Genomic DNA, 23,668 nt, shown 5'->3' with positions numbered 1-23,668 from the left:
TAAGTTCACAAAAAAGAGGAGATGGATCATGAAGGCAATTGCAAAATTTGTCGCCCTCGCGCTTGCCACTTTTGGCGCGCAGATGATCTCTACGTCTGCCATGGCGCAGGTTACTCCGCCGCCCAGCAAGACCTATTCGGGAATTGTCGATGTCGAGAAGGGCCTGGCGTTCAAGTGCCGCCTGAACATGGTCGTGGACGCCAGCACGAGCACGGTCACCGTCTCGCTGACCCCGCCGTCGCCGCCGACGCCCTCGGCCTGCTCGCTGCTGAGCTTCGTGGGCAACCCCTATAGCTACACCTTCAACCCCGCCAACGGCGATTTCAAGGTGCTGGGCGTGTTCGTCAACACGATCACCGCGGGCGATTGCTCGGGCGACATCACGGCGACCTGGGACGACGTCGCTCAGGAATTCCTGGTCGACACCTTCCTGCCGGCCGCGACCGCGGGCCCGAACTGCACCGTCGCGGGTATCGCTTCCTAACCCGAAGGAACTTCGACGTTCCGCATCAGACGTCGAGGAGCCAACTGGCGGGCGCACGAATCGTGCGCCCGCTTCCTTTTCCGAAAATCCCGCCGCCGTGGCGGCGCAGAGCCCCGGGATATGGCCTTTCGAAGCGATGACACTTGAAAGACGCGGAATGCCATGCGGTAAGGGTAGGCATTGGGTAAGGGCGCCAGATCTCCGATGACTGCGGCTCGCTTCGCGCTGTTGCTTTCCGCCGCCCTGCCCCTGTCGCCCTGCCCCGCGGCCCGGGCCCAGGACACCGGCGCGGCAACCGGAACGACGGCGGAAGGACAGGATTCCGCACCCGCCACCAAGGCCCCGGCCCAGGCGAGCAACGAGATCGTCGTCACCGCCAAGCGCTATGGCGAAGCCAGGGTCGCCGCCGAAACCGAGTTCAACGAGGACGAGATCGCCAGCCAGGGCGCCGACAGCATCGGCATGCTGCTCGACCGCCTCGCGCCCTTCATCGACCCCTCGGGAGAACAGCCGGTCATTCTCATCAACGGGCGCCCGGCCGAGGGCGACCGCTCGATCCTGTCCTATCCCGCCGAGGCGCTGAACCGCCTCGAGATCCTGAAGCCCGAAGCCTCCGCGCAATATGGCTATCCGCCGGGCCGGCGGGTCGTGAACCTGGCGTTGAAGAAGCAGTTCGCCAGCCTCACCGCCGATACGGCCTTCTCGGCGGCGACGCGCGGCGGGCAATATGCCGGCGAACTGTCCGCCGGAAGAGTGGCGATCAACGGCCCGGTCCGCTGGAACGCGCAGGCGCGCGTCGCGCTCGACGGCGCGCTGCTGAAGAGCGGCCGCAACATCCCGCCCGGCGAGGGCGCGTTCGACGGCATCGGCTTCGTCACCGGCCCGGGCGGCCTGGAGATCGACCCCGCGCTCAGCCTGTTGGCGGGACGGCCCGTGACCATCGCCGCGCTCCCGGCCGGGACATTGTCCCAAGCGCCTGTCCTGACGGATTTCGCCGCGACCGCGGGCACCACGCATCCCGTCGATCCCAACGACTTCGAGACGCTGCAGCCGTCGCGGCGCACCCTGACCTTCGCCGCGGGCATGACCCGGCCGGTCGGCGACTTCTCCCTATCGCTGAGCGTCAATGCCAACAGCAACAGCACCGAGGGGCTGCGCGGGCTCCCGATGCTTGCCGCCGTCCTTCCCGCCACCAGTCCCTGGTCGCCCTTTTCCCGCGACGTCCTCCTGACCCGTCCCTTCGCGGGCGCGCGCGCCCTGCGCAGCGATACCAGCGCGACTGCGCTGGGCGTGACGCTGGCGGCGTCGGGCAGGGTCGGCGGCTGGGAAACCACCTTCTCCGCCGCCTATTCGCGTACCGCGAGCAAGAGCCTGCTCGAGCGCGGAGCCGATGCGGCGAGGGTGCAAGCGCTGATCGATGCCGGCGATCCGGCGTTCAATCCCCTCGGCCCGCTGAGCGACGATCTCCTGCTGGCCAGCCGCAACCGCACGCGCGGAGAGAATCTGGAGGCCCGGGCCACCGCCGGCAAGGCGATCCTGAACCTGCCGGCCGGGCCGTTGACCCTGAACGTCGCGGTCACGGCCAGCCGCTCCGTCACTACGGGCTCGGCAAGCGGAGACCTTGCCCAATCCGCCGCGACGCGCGCATTGGCGAGCGGGGCGATCGGGATCGGCGCGCCGTTGTCGCGAAAGGGGCACGGGCCGCTCGGCGACCTTTCGATCGACCTGTCCGCAGGCGGCCAGGTGCAATCGGGCAGCGGGCGGCAGAACCGGTTCAGCGGTGGCGTTACCTGGTCCCCCGTTCCCATTCTTCAGTTCCGCGGGTCGCTGGAACATAGCGAAACCGCGCCTTCCTTCGATCAGCTCGACGGCGCGATCATCTCCAGCGTCAATCGGGTCTTCGATTATGCCCGGCAGGAAACCGTCGACGCCATCTGGATCACCGGCGGCAATCCCGGCCTCGGCCGCGGAAGCCAGGAAAGCCGCTCGCTGGCCATGCAGCTGCGCCCCTTTGGCGATCAGAGGCTGACGCTGAACCTGGGCTATCGGGAACAGGTCGCAACGGGCGGCGTCGTCCCCTTTCCCGAATTGACTCCCGCCATCGAAGCGGCATTTCCGGAACGGGTGACGCGCGACCCGGCGGGGCGGCTGATCGCAGTCGATGCGCGTCCCATCAATCTCGAGCGGAGTACCGATGCGGACCTGAGATCCGGGATCGCCCTGCGCCTGCCAGCGCCGCGCCGGCCGGGCTCCGGCACGCCATCGCCGAAGCTGCGGGGCGATCCGCTGCAGTTCAGCGCATCGATCAATCATCGCTGGCGGCTCCGGAACGAAGTGCTGACGCGCTCCGGCATTCCGGCGATCGATCAGCTCGGCGATCAGGGCAGCCAATCCCGCCATTCGCTGTCGCTCCAGCTCACGGCGGGGAAACGGGGCATCGGCACCAGCCTGAACGGGACCTGGAGCAGCCCGACCCATTTGCGGAACCGCGCCGTGCCGGGCGGGGCGGGCGCCCTGGATATCAGGCCGGCGACCATCTTCAACCTGTCGTTCTTCGCCGAGCCGGAACATCTCTGGCGGCAACCCGACCGGCCCGGCTGGATGAAGAATGTGCGGTTGTCGGTCGATATCCGCAATCTGTTCAGGGGCTATCGCCAGGTCAGGCGCCCCGACGGCACCGTGCCGCCCAATTATAGTCGCGACGAAGTCGATCCGCTGGGGCGCACGATACGCCTGACCCTTCGCAAGCGCTTCTAGGGTCGAGGATTCACCTGAGTCCCCGGCCCGGGATAGGAACCCAAGCAAGTCATTTGATTTATTTCACTATTCCTGCGCCTTCCCCGCCACTCCCTTCGTCATCCCCGCCGGCGCGGGGATGACGGGGTTTGCCGATTGAGGCTCGGCCCTGGCGCCGAGGCATCACTGCCTGGCCGAGCGCTCGGCGCCCAGGCGCGTGATCAGGATGGCCGCGCGCTTGGCCTGGCGCCGGATGCTCGCGAGATCGACGGTCTCGCCCGGCGCATGATCGCCGGTGCTGTAGGTGCCGAGGCCGGCCAGGCTGTCGACGTCATGGGCGACGAACGAGATGTCCCCGGCGCCGCGCTTGAGCGGATCGAGCGGGGCCATCTCGGCCAGGCCGAGATCGCGGTTGACGCCGTTGAGCGCCGCCAGCAGCGCCTTGTTGCCCGTGGTCGGCGCCATTGCCGGATAGCCTTCGCCGAATGCGATCCTGGCATCGGTGCCCGGCGCATGCGCCGCCACGATCGCCTCCATCCTCGCCCGGACCCGCGCGGTCTGCTCCACGCTCAGCGTACGGAAATCGCCGGTCGCGACGGCGGTGGCGGCGATGATGTTGGTCTTGCCCGCCGCCCGGGCGTTGCCGCTCTCGTCGATCGCGGCGCTGGCGCCGCCGGCGATCAGGCCGGCGTTGAAGGTGAGGTTGGGCTCGGGCAGCTCCTTGCGGAAGGCCGCGAGGATGCGCGCCAGCTCGTTGATCGCGCCGTCGCCGAAATCGGGGCCGAAGATCAGCGAGCTATGGCCGGTCCTGCCGGTGGCGGTGATCCGCCAGTCGGTGACCGAGCGGCGCGCGATCGAGCCCATGTCCTTGCCGCCGTCGATCACCAGCCCCTCGAAATCGAGCGCGACATCGGCACGCTTGCCCGCGGCGATCAGATCGGCCCGCGCGATGCTGTGCGGGCTGCCGGCATCCTCCTCGTCGCCGGTGAGCACGATCTCGATGTTCGCGTCCCTGAGCGTGCCCGCCGCCTGCATTGCCCGCAGCGCCGCGACGATCACGACCATCCCGCCCTTGTCGTCGCCCGCGCCCGGCCCCTCCGCCTTGTCGCCGGTGCGGACGAACTTCTGGAAGGGCGAGCCCGGCTCGAACACGGTGTCGAGATGGCCGATCAGCAGGATGCGCTTGCCGCCCGGCCGCCCGCGATGCACCGCGATCAGATGGCCCGCGCGCTGGACGGCGTCCATCGGCTTCCAGCTGACGGCGAAGCCGAGCGGCTCGAGCTCGGCGCGCATCATCTCGCCGACCTTCGCCACGCCTTGCAGGTTCAGCGTGCCGCTGTTCTGGTCGACCAGCCGGGCGAGCAGCGCCACCGATCGCTCGAACTCGGCATCGACCGTGCGCTCGATCGCCTTTTCGGGCTTCGACAGCCCCTGCGCGGCGGCGGGCGCGCCCGCCAGCAGCGCGGCGGCGAGCAGCGTCGTCCCGGCCCCGCGGATCACAGCTTGGCCCCGCCCATCTTGTAGGTCAGCTGCATGTAGAAGCTGCGCCCCACCCCGTCGAACCACGAGATGTCGTAATAGGGATAGGCGCCATAGGTGCGATCCTTGATCGGGTTCTGATCGAACAGATTGTTGATCGTGCCCGACAGGCGGAAACGCTCGGTGATGTTGTACTGGGCCGACAGGTTGAAGAGGTAGCTCGCCTTGATGAAGGCCTTCTCGTCGTAATTGGGCAGCCTGCCCAGGCGCTGCCCGGTCAGCGTGGTCGAGAATTTGCCGAGGTCCCAGCTGAGGCTCGCCGTGCCCTTGTCGCGCGGGATGTCGTAGCCGCTGTCATAGGTCAGCTTGTCGATCACCGGATCGCCCGGATATTGGCGGATCGTGTGGTTGAGCACATAGGTGTAGCTCGCCGCGAGCGCGAAGGTGCCGATCCCGGCCGTGGGGATGCGCAGGTGCGCGGCGAAATCGATGCCGTCCGTGGTCTCCTGCGCCACGTTGATCGGATTGATGTAGACGCCCTGGAGCTGGCCATCGAGCGCGCCGCCGACATAGCGCTGCACCCGTGCCTTGGCATCGAGGCAGGTCGGCGAATTGCCGTCGATCGCGCTGCCCGCCGCGGTCCGGCCGATGCGGCAATCGGCCTCGTCGCGCAGGACGCTGTCGATGTTCATGTCGAGCACCTGGTTCTTCATCGCGACCCGGAAATAATCGACCGACACGTCGAAGCGCCGCGACGGCTGCCACACCATGCCGGCATTGAGCGACGTCGAAGTCTCCGGCCGCAGCCGCCGGTTGCCTGAGCGGTGCGAGACGATGCCCTGATCGGCATAGCTGCAATCGGGGATGCCGACGCCCGGCTCCAGCGTACGGCACAGATAATAGTCGGTGCCCGAGGGATGGGTGTTGCCCGGCCCGCGAAAGACATAGTTGAGATCGGGCGCGCGGAAGCCGGTGCCATAAGCACTGCGGATCATGAGCGACTTGGTCGGCCGCACCACCGCGCCGAGATTGTAGGTGAACTTGCCGAAGCCGTTGCCGGCGAAGCTGTAATGGTCGTAGCGCGCCGCGGCATCGAGCTCGAGGAACGAGAAGGCCGGGATGCGCAGCTCGCCGCCGGCGCCCCAATGCTGGCGCGTCCCCTTCCCGTCCGAATCGACCAGCCCGACATAATATTGAGTGAGCGCGAGCGGATCGGGCTTCAGGTCATAGCCCTGGTTCCCCACTTCGGCACTGACCGCGAAGCCGACCGGGCCGCCGGGCAGGCGGAACAGCTCGGTATTGTTCACCGTGGCTGCGACGTTGTTGACCCAGGATTTGGGCCGGTAGATCGAATCGGCGGTGATCGAGCGATACTCGGCCGGCGTCAGCGGCGTGTAGAGCCGCGTCGGATTGGCGTTGAACTGGGCATAGCCCGAATTGGGATCGACACCGACCTGCGGGCCGAGGAAGAAGGCGTTGGCCTTGGAGATCACCACCTGGGGGAACGACACGCGCGAGCTGTACTCGGCGTGGTTGAGGCTGAACTCATAGTTCCACGTGCCGCCGAAGCTGCCCTTGATGCCCGGCGTGACATTGTAGCTGAACGAGCGGTTGCGGGTCATGCCCACATCGAACCCGCCCATCTCCTCGGGCGTGAACTGGCGCGTCCAGTTGTCGAGCTGGTCGCCGCTGTCGGTATCGCCGGGCGCCAGGTAATTGGGATTGTAGAAGGTGCCCTCCTCGTTCCCGTCCGGCGCGACATAGGACCAGGACAGCACGTCGCGGAACAGCTTGAGGTGGGAATAGCTGGCCTGGAAATCGAGGAACAGCTCGGCACGATCGCTCAGCGTATAGCCCATGGTGCCGAAGCCGCTGGCCGATTGCCGCTTCGAGATCATCGTGCCGTAGGCGACCGACGCGTTGCTGCCGCAGAAATAGCCGTCGCCCGAAATGGTGTCGCGCCGCGGCCGCGCGGCATAATAAGTGGTGCCGCGGTTGAGCGACGACAGCCGGTCGCACGTCGCCTTGCCGGGGTTGATGTAATAGAGATATTCGTCGGCGCGCAGGAAGGTGCGACGGGCCAGCGGCGCCCCGGTGGGATCGTCTGCGGTCGAATCCTGCAGCTTGCGCTGATATTGCCATAGCGGCCGCTGGTCGAGCAGCTCGAGGCCGACCACGCCGTGAAAGCCGCCCGTGTCCCAGCCGGTGGTGAGGCTCAGCCGCTGCGACGATCCCCCGCCATGCTCGGTCGCCCCGTAGCGATAGTCGATGCGGGTGCCGTCGGGCTTGGACTTCAGCTGGAAGTTGACCACGCCCGAGATGGCGTCGGAACCATAGATCGCCGAGGCGCTGCCGCTGAGGATCTCGACGCGCTCGATCAGCCCGACCGGAATGTTCGAGATGTCGGTGAAATTGCCGTTGCCTTTGAAAGGCAGCGGAAAATCGGCGATGCGGCGGCCATTGACCAGCACCAGCGTATGGTTGGGGCCGAGCCCGCGCAGATCGACCTGCTGCGCGCCGGGCGTGAAGTCCGCGCCCGAGAAGCTCTGCTGGCTCTGCGTCTCGCCGCCATTCTGGGTGATCGCGCGCAGCACGTCGGGCACGCTCTGATAGCCGCTGCGCAGGATGTCCTCGGCGGTGATCGTCGTCACCGGCGCCGGGCCCTCGCCCTGGATGCGCGGGATGCGCGAGCCGAGCACCGTGATCTGGCCCTCGCCCTCGCCCGCTTCCTGGCCCGTCGCCGGCACGGTCTGCTCGCCCGCCGCCTGCGCCAGCGCCGCGACCGGGAGCGCGACCATGCTGGTCCCCGCCAGCGCCACCGCCACGAACTTCATGTATCGCATATATCGACCCCCTGATGCGTTTGTGACATATTGATAACGAGAGCGATCAAAATGAAACAATAAAAATGCAGTTTGGCTATGCCATACGAACGAATTGCAAAGGACTATGGCCGTGAAGACACTATTGCGCCTTGCCCTGGTGCGCCTTGCCCTGGCCGTGCTGGCCCTGCTCGCGCCGGCGGCGGCATCCGCCCGGCCGGGTGAAAGCTACAGCTATTACGCGATCGGCAATCTTGCCGCCGCGCGGAGCGGCCCGACCGCTCCGGCGCTGATGCTCGTCGGCGGCGGGGACTGGGATTATGGCGCCTTTCGCTGGTTCGCCGAGCGGGCCGGGCACGGCCATATCGTCGTGCTGCGCGCCTCGGGCGAGGGCCAGGCGGGGGAGGAAATCTACAGCCAGGTCGGCGGCGTGGCCTCGGTCCAGACGATCGTCTTCCACAGCCGGGCGGCGGCGACCGACGCGCGCGTGCTCGACATCCTGGCCCGTGCCGACGGGATCTTCATCGCGGGCGGCGACCAGGCCAACTACGTCCGCTACTGGAAGGACACGCCGGTCGCCCGCGCGCTCGACGCGCATGTCCGCCAGGGGCGGCCGATCGGCGGCACCAGCGCGGGGCTCGCGATCCTGGGCGGCACCGCCTATGGCGCGATGGACGGCGGCAGCATCGACAGCCCCGCCGCGCTCGCCGATCCCGGCGGGCCGGCGGTGACGCTGGTCACCGGCTTCCTCCACATGCCGCGCCTCGCCCATATCGTCACCGACACGCATTTCGCCAGGCGCGACCGGCTCGGTCGGCTCGTGGCGTTCGTCGCCAAGGCGCGGCTGCGCGATCCGCGGGCGATCGGGCTCGGCGTGGACGAAGGCGCGGCACTCTGCGTCGAGGCGGACGGCAGCGCGAAGCTCCACGCCCCGCCGGGCGGCCATGCCTGGCTGGTCCAGCCCCGCGGCGTCGCGCGCCTGCGCCCGGGCAGGCCGCTGGACTGGGAAGGCGTGCGGATCACCGGCATCGCGCCCGATGGCGGGATCGACCTGGGCACGCTCCGCGTCACCCGCCCTGCCTTTGGCGGCGTCGCGCGCGTTGCCGGCGGCAGGCTGATCGGGGCGCCGGGGCCGAAATGACGCTGCGCTCCGAAGAGATCGATCCCCAGATCCTCGCGCTGCTGCGCGAGGACGCCCGGCGCAACGTCTCCGAACTGGCCGCGGTGCTGGGGGTTTCCCGCACCGCGATCTACAGCAGCATCGAGCGGCTCGAGCGGCAGGGCACGATCGTCGGATACACGGTGCGCCTGGGCGAGGACTATGACCGTAGCCTCATCCGCGCTCATGTGATGGTCAAGCTCTATCCCAAGGCCACCCAGGCGACCATCGACCAGCTGATGATGATGCCCGCGGTGGCGGGGCTCTACGCGATCTCCGGCGAGTACGACCTGATCGCCGTGGTCGAGGCCCCGCACGTCAACCGCCTGAACGACCTGCTCGACGCGATCGGAGCAATGGAAGGGGTGGAGCGCACCACTTCCTCGGTCATCCTGGCGACCAAGCTCCAGCGCTGACGGCCGCTCAGCGCTCGCGGGATTCCACCGCGACCGCGCCCGGATTGGCGATGAGGTCGCGGATCGCAGCCGTATCCCCTTGGTTGACCATGCCGTAGACGCGTACCGACGCGGCACGCGGATCGGTCAGAACCAGGCGGTCCTTCGCATAGCGGTTCACTTCGTCGATGACCTCGCTCAGCGGCTCGCCCCGGAAAACCAGTCGCCCGCGCGTCCAGGCGACGGCGCTGTCGGCATCGATATCCGCCGCCTGCCGGATGAAGCCCGTGTCGCCGCCCGTGCCCTTGGCGATGCCGAACGACAGGCGCTCGCCCTTGTGCGCCAGCTTCTCGATGGGTTCCGCGGTGCCCGGCCGCCCGGGCTCGGACAGAGCGACGCGCACCACTCCCTCGACCACGGTTACCTTGGCCTCGCGCTTGCCCACGCTCACGTCGAACATCGTGCCGACGGCCACGACCTCGCCGTGCCGGGTCTCGACGACGAAGGGCCGGCTCTTGTCATGCGCGACCTTGAACAGCGCCTCGCCGGCCACCAGCCGCAGCCGGCGCTCGCGCGGCGCATAGGCGACGTCGACTCGGCTGTCCGCCGCCAGGGTCACCACCGATCCGTCGCTGAACGCGATCCGGCGGCGCTCGGCATGGCCCGTCGCGACGCTCTGCACCGCCTCGCGCGTCGGCCGGGGCTGCGACAGCCAGAGGGTGCCGCCGACCACCGCCAGCGCGGCGATCCCCGCCGCCGCCCGGCCCAGCCAGGCGGGGCGCTGCCGCACCGGCGCCGCACCCGGGCGCTCGAACTCGCCCAGCCAGTTCCAGAAGGCCGCCGCCTCGGCCCGGTCCGCCGGATGGAGATCGCCGTCCCGCCCGTCCAGGAAAGCCTCGAACACCGCGGGCGCGCGCTTGCCGAGATTGCGTTCGCTCATGCCCCGCGCTCCATCAGATGCGCGAGCCGGTCGTAGAGATGCGCGACCGCGTGATTGAGGTGCTTCTGCACCATGCGCGGGGAGATGCCGAGCTCGCGGGCGATCTCGCCGGTGCCGCGCTCGTCGAAGCGGCGCATCACGAACACTTCCCGGCACCGGGGCGACAGCTCCTCCAGCGCGGCCTCGAGCGCGGTCTGGAGATCGGCGACGCGGCGCCGGTCCTCCTGCGCGGGCCGCACCGGCGGGTGGATTTCGGGGCCGAGCGGCACGACCGGCAGCACCCGGCGATGGCGATCGGCGATCAGATTGGCGGCGATGCGGAAGAGATAGGCCTGGGGCTCATCGACGGTCCGCTCGCGCGCGCTCGCGACAAGCCGCGCACAGGCTTCCTGCACCAGGTCCTCGACTTCGGACGCATCGTCGACCCGGCGCGCGACGAACGCGCGCAGCGCCGCACGATAGGCGTCGAACGCGCTGTCGTCCGCCTCCGCCGCCTGCATTTCTGGTCGTCCGGCGGCCAAGCCCGCATCTCCCTGTCGCGCACCAGCGCATATTCCTCCTGCCATGACGCGCGGTTACGGCAAAGGCGAACCTTGCAAGGACGCAACACCCGAAAAAAATTTGGTCCACTTTGGTTCGCGTGCGGGGAGCCCCAGCGTCATAAACCATGATTGCCGCGTCCAGGCATCGATTCAGGGGGGTCGATAACCATGAACACACGCCAACTGCTTCTCGCTACCGTTGCCGCTTTCGTCGCCGTTCCCGCCGCCGCGCAGGCACGCGAGGCCGTGCGCCACGAAATCCATTTCTCGGGCGGAACCCTCGACAGCGCGCTGATGCAGGTCGCCCAGCAGACCGGCGTCCAGCTGGTCTTCACCGATCCCGCGATCGCCCGGATCAAGGCGCCCCGGCTCGAGGGGCGCTACACCATCCGCGACGCGCTCGAGCTGCTGCTCGCCAACAGCCGCTACACCTATCGCTTCACCGGCCCGAACAGCGTGCGCGTGATGCCGCGCGGCGAGGCCCAGCCGACGACCCGCCCGGTCGCGCTCTACCAGGACAGCCCCGCTCCCGCGCCGACCGGCGACCAGCAGGCCGCGGCCGAGACCGCCAGCGTCGAGCAGGCCGTGAACGGCGACGAGGCGCCGCCGCCCGAGATCGTCGTGGTTGGCTCGCAGATCCGCGGCAGCAAGGTGACTGCCGCGCTTCCCGTCACCGTGGTCGACGAAGCCCAGATCGGCGCCACCGGCGCGACGTCGGGCGACGAGCTGTTCCGCTCGATCCCGCAGCTCGGCGATGTGAGCTTCAACAGCTCCTATCTGCCGAACAGCTCCAACTCGGCGCGCGGCGATGTCGGCTCGATCAACCTGCGCAACCTCGGCGTCGGCAACACGCTGGTGCTGCTGAACGGCCGCCGCGTGGTCAATCACCCGACCAGCCGCGCCGACGACAATCTGGTGCCGGTGCTGACCGTCAACACCAACGCCATCCCCGTCTTCGGGCTGGAGCGCATGGAAGTGCTGCGCGACGGCGCCGCCGCGATCTATGGCTCGGACGCCGTGGCCGGCGTGGTCAACACCGTGCTCAAGACCGATTATCACGGCGTGGAGCTGGAGGGCCAGGTCGGCTGGGGCGAAGGTTCGCACCTGTTCGAGACCAACACCCATCTGCTCGCCGGCCGCAATCTCGGCGATCGCGGCAACATCACGCTGTTCGCCAGCTATGACAAGCGCGACGGCGTGCTCGCGAGCGACTTCGACTATACCCGCTCGAACGACAACCGTCCGCTCTTCGTCGGCACGCGCTTCGAAGGGGCGACCTCGCTCGACGGCCGCTCGACGATCACGCCCTGGGGCTCGTTCCAGACGGTGGGCAATGTGGTGGTCCGCCAGGGCACGACCGCGCTGACCAACACCTCGGGCCAGTTCCACATCCAGCCGACCAGCTTCACCGGCTGCCCGGCCGGCGGCGCCGGCCTCATCGGCGGCACCAACTGCGTCGCCACCGGCACCAGCTCGGCGGCGGGCATCCGCGAGCTGCGCTTCGACGCGCCGCTCGCCTTCAACACCAACGTCACGCCCAATATCCGCCGCATCAACCTGTTCCTGAACGGCCATTACGAGCTGGGCGGCGGCGTGGAGCTGTTCGGCGAGGCCGGCTATTACAACGGCCAGAGCAACAGCATCCAGGCATCGAGCGGCACCCTATCCTCGGGCCCGCTGACGATCGCGGCCAACGCCTATTACAACCCGTTCGGCCCGGTCGGCAGCCCGAACCGCCTGCCCGGCATCAACGCCGCGGCGACCGGCCAGGCAATCACGCTGTCGAGCTACAATTTCGCCGATGTCGGCCCCAATCATGTCAACGTGCTCAACACCCAGTATCGCCTGCTCGGCGGCCTGCGGTTCAAGGCGCTCGGCTTGGAATGGGAGAGCGCCGCGCTCTATTCGGAAGCGCGGGTGCGCGACACCTCCGACGGCATCAGCCAGACGCTGCTCCAGCGCCAGATCAACCTGACCACGCCGGACGCCTATAACCCGTTCAACGGCAGCGGCCTCACCCCGCCGAGCGGCGCCGACAACACGCCGAGCAGCCTCGCCGCGATCAACGCGATCCGGATCAAGACCACGCGCGTCAGCACGTCGACGCTGGCGATGTGGGACATCAAGGGCTCGACGACCGACCTGATCCGCCTGCCCGGCGGCAATGTCGGCCTCGCGATCGGTGGCGAGGTACGCCGCGAGACCCAGCGCGACGACCGCGACCCGCGCGTCGACGGGACGATCCAGTTCACCGATTCGATCACCGGCGCGGTCAACGGTTCGGACCTGGTCGGCACCAGCCCCTCGCCCGACACCAGCGGCCGGCGCACCGTCGCCGCGGCCTATCTCGAGCTGGCGGTGCCGGTGGTCTCGCCGGACATGCACATCCCGCTGGTCCGCAACATCGAGCTCCAGCTCGCCGGCCGCTTCGAACATTATTCGGACGTCGGCTCGGTCGCCAAGCCGAAGATCGCCGCCGCCTGGGACATCGTGCGCGGCCTGCGCCTGCGCGGTTCCTATGCCGAGGGCTTCAAGGCGCCGAACCTCGAGCAGATCAACGCGACGATGGTCACCCGCTCGAACACCCGCACCGACTGGGTTCGCTGCGAGGCGCAGCTGCGCCAGCCGGCGTTCCTGCCGGACGGCGTCACGCCCAATCCGCTCCGCATCAGCAGCTTCGCAAATTGCTCGCAGGGCTTCGCCACCACCGCGCGGCGCTCGGGCAATCCCGACCTGAAGCCGGAACAGTCCAAGACCTGGACCGTCGGCGTGGTGCTCGAGCCGCACTTCCTCGATGCCACGGTCGGCCGGATGACCTTCACCGCCGATTACTGGCATGTCAGCCAGAAGGGCATTGTCGGCCTGTTCGGCGAGGGCAATGCGCTGATCAACGACTATCTGCTGCGCGTGCAGGGCTCGAGCGACCCCAATGTCATCCGCGCCGCGCCGACGGCGGAGGACACCGCGCTGTTCGCCGGCACGGGCCTGGCGCCGGTCGGCCGCGTGCTCTACGTCAACGACAAGTACGTCAACCTGCTGCCGCAGGAAGCCGCAGGCGTCGATCTCGGCTTCAACTGGCGCCTGCCCGATTTCGGTGCCGGCAGGATCAGCCTGAACGCGAACGCCGCCTATCTCGACAAGTTCTTCCTCGAGCCCTCACCGCCGATCCAGAACCTGATCGCCGCGCGCGCCGCGGGAACGATCAACGCGGGCACCAACATCGCCGATGCGGGCGACCTGGTCCGCCAGAACGGCAAGCCGCGCTGGAAGGTCACGGGATCGATCACCTGGGAGAAGGGGCCGTTCCAGATCGGCGGCTTCACCCAATATACCAGCGACGTCCTCGATACGAACCTGCTCGATTCGGCCGGCGCCGCCTGGCTGATCGAGGACCGGATGACCTTCAACCTCTATGGCCAGATCACTGTCGGCAAGCGCGACAATGGCGGCCGCTATCGCCTGCGCATCGGCGTGCGCAACCTCACCAACGAGTCGCCGCCGCTCAGCTCGAACGGCTTCCTGGGCTCGCTCTACACCCCCTATGGCCGCTACTGGTATGCCAATATGCGGGCGAGCTTCTGATGCGGATCGCGCTCGCCCTGGCGCTGGCGTCGCTCGCGGCACCGGCCTTCGCCCAGGAAGCACCGGAGGCGCCCGCCACGCAGCGCGTCTCCGGTGGCGACATCGTCGCCTATGACCAGATCCACAAGCCCGCGATCGGGCGCGGCGGCATGGTCGTGAGCCAGAACAGGATCGCGGCGGAAGTGGGCGCGGCGATCCTGCGCAAGGGCGGCAACGCGGTCGACGCCGCGATCGCCACTGCCTTCGCGCTGGCGGTGACGCTGCCGCGTGCCGGCAATGTCGGCGGCGGCGGCTATATGCTGATCCACATGGCGGCGAAGGACGGCAAGCCCGCCCGGACGATCGCGATCGACTATTATGGCCAGGCGTCGCGCAACACGACGCCGGACCTGCTGCTCGGCGCCAACGGCCGGATGGATCCCGCCAAGAGCTATTCGATGAAGGGCGTCGCCATCCCCGGCACGGTCGCCGGCCTGTGGGAAGCGCACAAGCGCTTCGGCGCGCTGCCCTGGGGCACGCTGATCGCCCCCGCCATCGCCATGGCGCGGGACGGCGTGATCCTGTCGGACGACGAAGCCCAGGCCAATGCCGAGCAGAAGAAGGCGATGCACGACGACCCCGCCGCGCTCGCTGTCTTCTTCAAGCCGGACGGCAGCGCCTATGCCCCCGGCGAGCGCTGGAAGCAGCCCGACCTGGCGGCGACGCTGCAGGTCATCGCCGCCAGGGGCCGTGACGGCTTCTACGCCGGCGCCATCGCCCAGAAGATCGCCGCGGGCATGAAGGCCGGCGGCGGCGTGATCGACGCGAAGGACTTGGCCGATTACCAGCCGGTGATCTCCGAGCCGATCTGGTCGAGCTACCGGGGCATGCCGATCGCCTATATGCCGCCCACCGCCTCGGGCGTGAGCGTCGCCGAGGCGATGAACATCCTCGAGCGCTTCCCGGTGCGCGAGCAGCGCTGGGGCAGCGTCGCCAATCTCCACCTGCTGGCCGAGACGCTGAAGATCGTCTGGTCGGACCGCCGGCTGGTCGGCGGCGGGCCGGACTGGCGGAGCCCGGCAAAGGGCCTTGCCAGCAAGGAATATGCGGCCGAGCGCGCGAAGCTGATCCGCGCCGATGGTTCGCTCGACGCCAGGACCCTGCCCGACGGCAATCCCTATCCGTTCGAAAGCAAGGACACGACGCACTTCTCGGTCGTGGACGCGGCGGGCAATGCGGTGAGCAACACCTACACCCTCTCCGCCTCCTACGGCGCGCACGTCGTGGCGCCGGGCACGGGCATCCTGCTCAACAACTCGCTCGGCAACCTCGCCTGGGGCCGCCGCGGCGAGGAGTGGAAGGCCACCCAGCCGGTCCCCGGCAAGCGCGTCGGCTCGACGATCACGCCGATGATCGTGTTCAAGAACGACAGGCCCTGGCTGGTCACGGGCACGCCCGGCGGCGGCTATATCATCGCGACGATGGTGCAGATGCTCTCCAACGTGATCGATCACCGCCTGAACGTCGCCGAGGCCGCCGAGCGCCCGCGGATCAACCAGTCGGGCGGCGACGGTCCGCTCGAGCTGGAAGAGGGTTTCTCGCCGGACATCATTCCCCTGCTCGAGGCGAAGGGGCACAAGGTGCGGGCGTCGAACACCATGGGCTCGGTCCAGTCGATCATGGTCGAGGGTGACAGGTTCCTGGGATCGGCGGACACGCGCCGCCCCGATGCCGCGGCCGTCGGCGCCAAGTAGAATATAGGAGAGTGCACGAGATGACGATCAAGACCGCGCTGCTGCTCGCCGCCGCGCTCGCGCCGCTTTCGGCCCATGCGCAGGGCGTCCCCGAAGCGCAGCGCAGCGCCATGCTCGCCGCGATCGACAAACATGCGCCCGACCTGGAGAGCACCGCCAGGACGATCTGGGGCTGGTCCGAAGTCGGCTATCAGGAGAACAAGTCCTCCGCGCTCCTCCAGGCGCGGCTGAAGAAGGCAGGTTTCACCGTGACCCCCGGCGTCGCCGGCATGCCGACCGCCTTCGTCGCCAGCTTCAAGCAGGGCTCGGGCCCGGTCATCGGCATCCTCGCCGAATATGACGCCCTGCCCGGCCTCGCCCAGACCACCGCGCCGACCAAGACGGCGATCCCCGGCAAAGCGGCCGGCCATGGCTGCGGCCATAACCTGTTCGGCGCGGCGAGCGTCGAGGCGGCCGTCGCGATCAGGGAATGGATGATCGCCAACAAGGTGCAGGGCGAGCTGCGCGTCTATGGCTCGCCCGCCGAGGAAGGCGGCTCGGGCAAGGTCTATCTCGTCCGCGCCGGCCTGTTCGACGACGTCTCGGCGGTGCTCCACTGGCATCCGGGCGACGCCAATGGCGTCTCGACCGGCAAGAGCATGGCCAATATCTCCGGCAAGTTCCGCTTCCACGGCATCAGCGCCCATGCGGCGGCATCGCCCGACAAGGGGCGTTCGGCGCTCGACGGCGTCGAGGTGATGGACGTCGCCGTGAACTTCATGCGCGAGCACATCCCGTCCTCGACGCGCATCCACAACATCATCACCGCAGGCGGCGAGGCACCGAACGTCGTGCCCGATTTCGCCGAGAGCTATTATTATGTCCGCAACGTCGATCCCGCGATCGTGCGCGACGTGTGGGCCCGCGTGGTGAAGGCGGCCGAGGGCTCGGCAATGGCGACGGGCACCACGGTCGATAACGAGATCACCGGCGGCGTCTATTCGATGCTCGCGAGCGAGACCCTTGCCAAGGTGATGACCCGCAACCTCGACGCGGTGGGCGGCGAGCAGTGGACGCCGCAGGAGATCGCCTGGGCGACTGAGCTGCAGAAGACGCTGCCGACGCAGAAGCCGCTGGATTCGGTGCAGCAGACCAGCTCGCGCGAGCGCGGTCCGGACGGCGGCGGCTCGACCGACGTGTCCGACATCAGCTGGACGGTGCCGACGATCGGCCTCAACGCCGCCACCTGGGTTCCCGGCACGCCCGCGCACAGCTGGCAGGCCGTGGCGGCATCGGGCTCGTCGATCGGAATCAAGGGCGCGGCGGTCGCAGCCAAGACGATCGCGCTGACGGCGGCGGACCTGTTCCTGAGCCCCGAGACGCTGGCGGCGGCGAAGGCCGAGCTCGACAAGGCGCGCGGCCCGGCGTTCCGCTATGACGCGTTGCTGGGCAAGCGGGCACCGGCGCTCGACTATCGCAAGCCCACCCCCGCCTGGGAAGGCACGGCGAAATCGAACTGACCCGATGACCGGCGGGCGGCGAAGGCATCGCCTGGATTGGGGACTCATCTTCTTCTTTCGTCATCCCGGTCTTGAGCCGGGATCCCGCTTCTACTTCCGTCCGTAAGGCAGCGGGACCCCGGCTCAAGGCCGGGGCGACGGCGGAAAATCAAATACTTGCCTGGGTTCTTAACCCAGTTGGGAACTTATGTTCCTTCAACCGTCATCCCCGCGAAAGCGGGGGTGACGCGGCTTGCTGATTGAGTCGTGACCCTAAGCGGCGGCGCTTGCCCGGCGACGGGTGCCGAGCAGATCGGCATAGCTGGCGACCACATTGTCCAGGATCTCGGACCAGCGATAGCCCCGCGCCTCGGCATGGGCGGCGGCAGCCATCGCGAAGCGGAGGTCCGGGCGCTCGACGAGCTGCGCCACGGCATCGGCAAGGCGGCCCGCCTCGGGCGCCGTCAGCAGGCCGGACTTGCCGGAAGCGATGAGCGCGCGGGCGCTGCCGGCATCGGCACTGACGACCGCGAGGCCGGAAGCCATCGCCTCCAGGTTCACATTGCCAAAGGCCTCGGTCATGCTCGGGTTGATCAGGATGTCGGCGCTCGCCACCGCGCGGCCCAGCGCGGGGCCGTCGAGATGGCCGGCAAAAACCGCTTCGGGCAGCATGGCCCGGAATCGCGCCTCGGCCGGCCCCGCGCCGACGATCAGCGGGCGGAGCGGATAGCCGCGATCGCGCAGCGCCTGGATGGTATCGGCGAAGGTGGCGATCCCCTTCTCGATGACCAGCCGGCCGAAGAAGATCGGCACGATCTCGTCGTCGCGATATCCCAGGCCGCGCCGCCAGTTCAGGTCGCGCAATGCCGGCGAGAAGGCCGCGGGATCGACGCCGCGACCCCAGATGGCGATGTCCTCGTCCGCCACGCCCATTGCCACCAGGCTATCGGCCGAGGCGGCGTTCGGCGCCAGGACGCGGTCGCTCGCGCGATAGAAGCGCTGCAGCCGGCGCTCGCCCCAGCGCCGCAGGACGCCCAGGCCATAATAGTCGAAATAGGTCTCGAACCGGGTGTGCAGGCTGGCCACCACCGGCACGCCGAGCCGGCGCGCCAGCTTCTGCGCGCCGGTGCCGAGCAGGTCGGGCGCGGACACGTGCACGATGTTCGGCGCGAAGCGCTCGACATCCGCGCGCACCGACGCCGGCAGGCCGAGCGCCACCCGGAACTCGCTGCGCCCGGGAATCGGCACCGACGGGACCGACACGAGATCCCCCGCCGGCGCGAAGGCCGGATCGGCGATCGTCGGCGAATAGACCCGCACGGCGGCGCCGCGCGCGAGCAGGTGATCGACGAGCCGGTTGAGCGCGCGATTGGCGCCGTCGCGCACGCAATTATAGTTGCCCGAGAAGAGCGCGATCCGCATGCCGGCGGCGGGCATGGCGTCATTGGCAGGACGCGTCGCGCCCGGCTCGCACGCGGACGAATCGGACGGCCCCATCGAGCGGACCAGGGCGTGGCGCCCGGCCCGGGAGGCGGACGTGCCGGCGCTGCTAGGGTTGACCAGTGACATCTTCATCTTGGACAGTCAGATAACATGGATCGCCCGCGGAACGATGACGTTCCCCCGGGCGGCCCCATATTCCTTACGGCAGATGAATGACGACTGACACGGCACGCCGATTCTGGGCGTGCGAGGCTTCGTCGGAGCCCAGCGCCTCGGGCCGTTCCTTGCCATAGGAAATGGTCGTGATCCGGTTCGGCGCGATTCCCTGCAGCGCCAGGAAGTCGGCCGCCGCCCGCGCGCGGCGATCGCCCAGCGCCAGATTGTACTCGCGGGTGCCGCGCTCGTCGGCATGGCCCTCGACCAGGAAGCCCACGCGCGGATGCTGGCGCAGCCACTGCGCCTGGCGCGTCAGCGTAGCGCGCGCTTCGGGGGAGAGGCTGAAGGCATCGAAGGTGAAGAAGACGCGATCGCTGCCCGCGCTGGCCACCAGATCCGCCTGCAGCCGCGCCAGCGCCGGATCCTCGCCATTCTCGACATGGGGCTCGCCACCGCCAACCGCGCTGGATCCGTCCGACGCGTTGCCGGGGTGCGCTCGCTTGGCGCAGCCGCCAAGGGCCACCGCACCCATCATCACCGCCAGCACGAATTCCCTACGCATAACTTCTCCAAGAAATGTTTCGGAAACATCCCTAGAGAAGCTTGACCCGCGGGCGTTACTATAGGTTTTTTATGCATGGACCGGGATCGGCCGCCGCCATAGGCATTCGGCGAGAGCGCGCTATTGCACCCCCTCATGCAAGCCTCCCCCCAAGAGAGGCGCGCGTTCCCACCGTGGCGGCGGGCACAATGGGCTCCCGGCCCCGGCCCGCCGCCCGGACCAACCCTTCGCGGGTATCAGGAGCTCGATGACGACCGGACGTCCAAATCCCCTCATCGGCTTCCTGACGGCGCGGCTGCATCTCGATCGCGCCGGCCTGTTCCGCACCGCGATCGTCCTCACCCTGTCCGTGATAGCGGCGTTCGCCGTCCATCCGCTCGGCGAAGTCGCCGCGGCGCTGGTGTTCGTGCTCGGCATCACGGTTGCCGGCGCGCTGAGCGGCCTCGCCGCGGCGCTGATCGCCGCGCTCGCCGCCTTTCTGATCTACAATTTCTACCTGACCGAGCCGGCCCTCACCTTCCGGATCGTCACGGGCGGCGATCTTGCGCCGCTCGTCGTGTTCAACCTGTGCGCCCTGGTTTCCGGCGTACTCGCCGGGCAGCTGAAGGACCATGCCCAGGCTGCCCGATCGAGCAATCTCCAGCTCAACAGCCTGCTGGCGCTGAGCCAGGAACTCCAGTCCGCGGCGCGCCCTGCCGATGTCGTCGTCACCGTCGAGCGGGCGGTGCACCGGATCCTGGGCGCGCGGGCGACGCTGTTCCGGGCCGATGACGAAGCGCTGCACTGCCTCTCGGCAATGCCCTGCGCGGCGAGCTGGCACGCCTTCGCGGCCGAGATCGCGCACCAGCCCGGGCCTCCCGCGGACAGCCTGCTGATCGGCAGGCGCCTCGAACTCGCCAATGCGCCGCTCACCGTGCTCGTGCTCGAGCCGCTGCGGCCGGGAAAGGTCGAGCCGGCCTTTATCGATGCGGTCGCCAACATGGTCGCCCTGGCGCTTGAGCGCGCCGCCTTGTCCGAGCAGATCACCGAGCGCAGCGCCGTTGCCCGGGCCGAGAAGCTGAAGAGCGCGCTGCTCGCTTCGGTCAGCCATGATTTCCGCACGCCGCTCACCGCGATCAGCGCGTCGGCGTCGAGCCTGATCGCCTATGGCGAGAAGCTCGACGCGGAAACCTCCGCACGCCTGCTGCGCGGCGTGGTCGACGAGTGCGAGCGCCTCAATCGCTACACGGCCAATCTGCTCGAGATGAGCCGGATGGAAGCGGGCGGCCTCGCCCAGCCGCTCCAGATCCTGGGCGCCGCCGAAATGGCCGGCGCGGCCCTGCACCGGATCCGGCCCCGTGCGGGCGGGCGGCAAGTGACGCTGCACGCGCCGGACCCCGACCTGCCGGTCGCCGCCAATCCCGCTCTTTTCGAACTGGTGCTGCTCAACATCCTCGACAATGCGATCCTCTACAGTGACGAGGGCGCCCGAGTGGAAATCGCCATATCCGCCGAGGACGGCGCCTGCCGGATCGACATAGCGGACAGCGGCCAGGGCATACCGGAGCATGCGCTCCAGCGGGTGTTCGAACGTTTCTACCGCGCCGGCAGGCCCGACGCGACCGGGCGCGGCAGCGGCCTGGGGCTGGCGATCGCCAAGGGGTTCGTGGAGGCGCTGGGCGGCACCATCCACGCGACCATCCCCGGGCTGGACGACCGCGGCACCCGCATCACCATCCGACTTCCGCTCGCCGAGGCTATGCAAGCATGACCAACATCCTCCTCGTCGACGACGAGCCTGCGCTGATCGCGGTGCTCGAACCGGTGCTCGGTGCCGAAGGCTATAGCGTCGCCGTCGCCTCGGCCGGCGTCCCGGCGCTGCGCATGGCCGAGGACATCAAGCCCGAAGTGGTGCTGCTCGACCTCGGCCTGCCCGATATCGACGGCAAGGACGTCATCCGCGCCCTGCGCGCGACGAGCCAGGTGCCGATCATCGTCATCTCCGCTCGCCATCAGGAAGCCGAGAAGATCGCCGCACTCGATCACGGTGCCGACGACTATGTGAACAAGCCGTTCGAAATCGGCGAGCTGATGGCCCGCATCCGCGCGGCGATCCGGCGCAGCTCCAGCCTGAAGAACACGCCCGCCACCTATCGCAGCGGCCCGCTGGAGATCGATTTCCAGGCGCGCCGCGTGTCGCTGGGAGGAGATGTGGTGAAGCTGTCGCCGAAGGAATATGACCTGCTGCGGACGCTGGCGCTCAGCGCCGGCCAGGTGGTGACGCACAAGCGGCTGCTCGCCGTGGGCTGGGGCAGCGATACCGCAGACAGCCAGTATCTGCGCGTCTATATCGGCCTGCTCCGCCAGAAGATCGAGGAGGACCCGAGCGATCCACGGCTGCTCGCGACCGAGCCCGGAGTCGGCTATCGGCTCGCCAGCGCGAGCTGAATTCCCGCCCCATCTCCGGCCCGCGCCGGGACATGCAACCTAGCCGCGGGGCCGCCGGGCCGCGCAGAACGAGGCAGAGCCGTGGAAACCGTTTCGATCATCCTGTTCCTCCTGCTCGCCGTCGTCGTCAGCGGCGCGGTCGCGCGCATGCTGCCGTTCGGCGTGCCGACCCCGCTGGTGCAGATCGTGCTGGGCGCCGCGATCGGCCTGTCCACCTCGCACCGCGTCGAGCTCGATCCCGAGCTGTTCATGTTCCTGTTCCTGCCGCCGCTGCTGTTCTTCGACGGCTGGCGCATCCCCAAGGACGAGTTGTTCAAGGATCTCTCCACCGTGGTCGAGCTGGCGCTCGGGCTGGTGCTGCTGACCGTGATCGGCATGGGGCTGCTGATCAACTGGATGATCCCCGCCATGCCCCTGGCGGTGGCGTTCGCGCTCGCGGCAGTGATCTCGCCCACTGATCCGATCGCCGTGTCGGCGATCGCCGCGCGCGTGCCCATCCCGAAGCGCATGATGCACATCCTGGAAGGCGAATCGCTGCTCAACGATGCCTCGGGCCTGGTCTGCCTGCGCTTCGCCGTCGCCGCCGCGCTGACGGGCAGCTTCTCCGCGGGCCAGGCGGCGCTGACCTTCCTCTGGGTGGCGGGCGCAGGGCTCGCGATCGGCGTGCTGGTCACGCTCGCCGCCTCGCGCGCCAAGGCCTGGGTGACCCGCCGCTGGGGCGAGGACACCGGCTCGCAGATCCTCGTCAGCCTGCTGATCCCGTTCGGCTCCTATCTGCTCGCCGAGCATCTCCACGCATCGGGCATCCTGGCTGCCGTGGCGGCGGGCGTGACCATGACTTTCGCCGAAATCTCGCGCCAGGCGATGGCAGTCACCCGCATGCGCCGGAACTCGGTATGGGACACGCTCCAGTTCACGCTCAACGGCGTGATCTTCGTGCTGCTGGGCGAGCAGTTGCCCGGCATCGTCGCGGGCGCCAAGCAGACCGTGCTGCTGACCGGCCATGCCTCGCCCTGGTGGCTGGCGGTCTATGTCGTGGCGATCGTCGCCGGGCTGGCGGCGCTGCGTTTCGCCTGGGTGTGGACTTCGTTGCGGCTGACCATCCTGCGCAAGCGCGAAGGTACCGAGACGATGCGGAGCCCCAATTGGCGACTGGTCGCGGCGACGTCGTTCGCGGGCGTGCGCGGCGCGATAACCCTGGCCGGCGTGCTCACCCTGCCGCTGATGCTGCGGGACGGCACGCCCTTCCCCGCCCGCGACCTGGCGATCTTCCTTGCGGCCGGCGTGATCATCGTGTCGCTGGTCATCGCCAGCATCGCGCTGCCGATCCTGCTCAAGGGGCTGACCCTGCCCCCCGAGCCGTCCCGGCAGGCGGAAGAGGATTCCGCACGCGTCGCCACCGCCGAGGCCGCCATCCGCGCGGTCGAGCGGCACCAGCACGCGCTTGGCGAGACGCATGGCGATCCCGATCTCTACGCTGCGGCCGGCGCGCGCGTGATGGGCTTCTATCGCGAACGCATCGAAGGCCTGGGCGAGGGCATGGCGGGCGAAGCACGCGCGCAGGAAAGGCTGGCAAGCGAGCTCAGGCTCGTCGGCATCCAGGCCGAGCGCGCGCGACTGCTGGAACTCGGCCGGGCGCGCGCGATCGGCAGCGAGACTGCGCGCAAGCTGACGCGCGAACTCGATCTCGCCGAGACACGGCATCGCGGCTGAAGACGAGATCTTCCGCT

At 68.7% G+C, this 23,668-nt stretch carries 16 protein-coding genes; 10 read left to right on the top strand and 6 right to left on the bottom strand.

The genetic code is table 11. The features are described 5' to 3' along the window. The first annotated feature begins 100 nt into the window (after positions 1 to 100). On the top strand, positions 101 to 484 hold the full coding sequence (locus ACIQCS_RS17905) for a hypothetical protein (protein WP_401531424.1): 384 nt from the start codon (positions 101 to 103) through the stop codon (positions 482 to 484). 204 nt (positions 485 to 688) lie between these two features. Continuing rightward, positions 689 to 3,241: a hypothetical protein gene (locus ACIQCS_RS17900; RefSeq protein ID WP_345847336.1), complete on the top strand. Its 2,553-nt coding sequence runs from the start codon at positions 689 to 691 to the stop codon at positions 3,239 to 3,241. 162 nt (positions 3,242 to 3,403) lie between these two features. Here the strand turns inward: ACIQCS_RS17900 and ACIQCS_RS17895 are convergent, their stop codons facing one another. Together ACIQCS_RS17895 and ACIQCS_RS17890 are read right to left on the bottom strand one after the other, a co-directional pair. After that, positions 3,404 to 4,720, bottom strand: a complete 1,317-nt coding sequence (locus tag ACIQCS_RS17895) for a M20/M25/M40 family metallo-hydrolase (RefSeq protein ID WP_345847337.1) — start codon at positions 4,718 to 4,720, stop codon at positions 3,404 to 3,406. Next, the gene (locus tag ACIQCS_RS17890) at positions 4,717 to 7,542 is read right to left on the bottom strand and encodes a TonB-dependent receptor plug domain-containing protein (RefSeq protein ID WP_401531422.1); all 2,826 of its coding nucleotides are present in this window, start codon (positions 7,540 to 7,542) and stop codon (positions 4,717 to 4,719) included. Before ACIQCS_RS17890 ends, ACIQCS_RS17895 begins: the two co-directional genes overlap by 4 nt. Positions 7,543 to 7,654: 112 nt before the next feature. Here ACIQCS_RS17890 and ACIQCS_RS17885 point away from each other — a divergent pair, with 112 nt between their 5' ends. Together ACIQCS_RS17885 and ACIQCS_RS17880 are read left to right on the top strand one after the other, a co-directional pair. Next, a complete protein-coding gene (locus ACIQCS_RS17885) occupies positions 7,655 to 8,662 on the top strand; it encodes a cyanophycinase (RefSeq protein ID WP_345847342.1) in 1,008 nt (335 codons plus the stop codon). Further along, positions 8,659 to 9,096: an Lrp/AsnC family transcriptional regulator gene (locus ACIQCS_RS17880; RefSeq protein WP_345847343.1), complete on the top strand. Its 438-nt coding sequence runs from the start codon at positions 8,659 to 8,661 to the stop codon at positions 9,094 to 9,096. Before ACIQCS_RS17885 ends, ACIQCS_RS17880 begins: the two co-directional genes overlap by 4 nt. A gap of 7 nt (positions 9,097 to 9,103) precedes the next feature. On the opposite strand, the gene ACIQCS_RS17875 is transcribed toward ACIQCS_RS17880, so the two are convergent. Beyond that, positions 9,104 to 10,015, bottom strand: coding sequence for a FecR domain-containing protein (locus ACIQCS_RS17875; protein ID WP_345847344.1), 912 nt, complete (start codon positions 10,013 to 10,015; stop codon positions 9,104 to 9,106). After that, positions 10,012 to 10,536 carry an RNA polymerase sigma factor gene (locus ACIQCS_RS17870; protein ID WP_345847346.1) on the bottom strand — a complete coding sequence of 175 codons (525 nt, stop codon included), beginning with the start codon at positions 10,534 to 10,536 and terminating at the stop codon, positions 10,012 to 10,014. The genes ACIQCS_RS17875 and ACIQCS_RS17870 overlap by 4 nt, the downstream gene beginning before the upstream one ends. 189 nt (positions 10,537 to 10,725) lie before the next feature. Here ACIQCS_RS17870 and ACIQCS_RS17865 point away from each other — a divergent pair, with 189 nt between their 5' ends. Genes ACIQCS_RS17865 through ACIQCS_RS17855 form a run of 3 tightly spaced genes read left to right on the top strand, consistent with a single transcriptional unit; the run spans position 10,726 to position 17,371 of the window. Next, the gene (locus ACIQCS_RS17865) at positions 10,726 to 14,139 is read left to right on the top strand and encodes a TonB-dependent receptor (protein ID WP_345847349.1); all 3,414 of its coding nucleotides are present in this window, start codon (positions 10,726 to 10,728) and stop codon (positions 14,137 to 14,139) included. Beyond that, complete coding sequence (gene ggt, locus ACIQCS_RS17860) at positions 14,139 to 15,872, top strand: gamma-glutamyltransferase (RefSeq protein ID WP_345847351.1); 1,734 nt, start codon at positions 14,139 to 14,141, stop codon at positions 15,870 to 15,872. Before ACIQCS_RS17865 ends, ggt begins: the two co-directional genes overlap by 1 nt. A gap of 20 nt (positions 15,873 to 15,892) precedes the next feature. Then, a complete protein-coding gene (locus ACIQCS_RS17855; protein WP_345847354.1) occupies positions 15,893 to 17,371 on the top strand; it encodes an amidohydrolase in 1,479 nt (492 codons plus the stop codon). Between the two features lie 252 nt (positions 17,372 to 17,623). Here the strand turns inward: ACIQCS_RS17855 and ACIQCS_RS17850 are convergent, their stop codons facing one another. Together ACIQCS_RS17850 and pal are read right to left on the bottom strand one after the other, a co-directional pair. After that, positions 17,624 to 18,787, bottom strand: coding sequence for a glycosyltransferase family 4 protein (locus ACIQCS_RS17850; protein WP_401531443.1), 1,164 nt, complete (start codon positions 18,785 to 18,787; stop codon positions 17,624 to 17,626). A gap of 205 nt (positions 18,788 to 18,992) precedes the next feature. After that, positions 18,993 to 19,511, bottom strand: coding sequence for a peptidoglycan-associated lipoprotein Pal (pal, locus tag ACIQCS_RS17845; RefSeq protein ID WP_345847358.1), 519 nt, complete (start codon positions 19,509 to 19,511; stop codon positions 18,993 to 18,995). A gap of 247 nt (positions 19,512 to 19,758) precedes the next feature. Between pal and ACIQCS_RS17840 the strand changes: the two genes are divergently transcribed. The 3 genes from ACIQCS_RS17840 (at position 19,759) to ACIQCS_RS17830 (ending at position 23,651) form a co-directional block, all read left to right on the top strand. Beyond that, positions 19,759 to 21,261, top strand: a complete 1,503-nt coding sequence (locus ACIQCS_RS17840; RefSeq protein ID WP_345847360.1) for an ATP-binding protein — start codon at positions 19,759 to 19,761, stop codon at positions 21,259 to 21,261. Then, positions 21,258 to 21,938, top strand: coding sequence for a response regulator transcription factor (locus tag ACIQCS_RS17835; protein ID WP_345847361.1), 681 nt, complete (start codon positions 21,258 to 21,260; stop codon positions 21,936 to 21,938). The genes ACIQCS_RS17840 and ACIQCS_RS17835 overlap by 4 nt, the downstream gene beginning before the upstream one ends. An 81-nt stretch (positions 21,939 to 22,019) precedes the next feature. After that, on the top strand, positions 22,020 to 23,651 hold the full coding sequence (locus ACIQCS_RS17830) for a Na+/H+ antiporter (RefSeq protein WP_345847363.1): 1,632 nt from the start codon (positions 22,020 to 22,022) through the stop codon (positions 23,649 to 23,651). The last annotated feature ends 17 nt before the right edge of the window (positions 23,652 to 23,668 follow it).

This window comes from Sphingomonas sp. NPDC092440 (assembly GCF_044754985.1).
Taxonomy (GTDB): Bacteria; Pseudomonadota; Alphaproteobacteria; order Sphingomonadales; family Sphingomonadaceae; genus Sphingomonas.
Note: the sequence above shows the minus strand (reverse complement) of the source record. Positions and strands in the feature narration are given on the sequence as shown.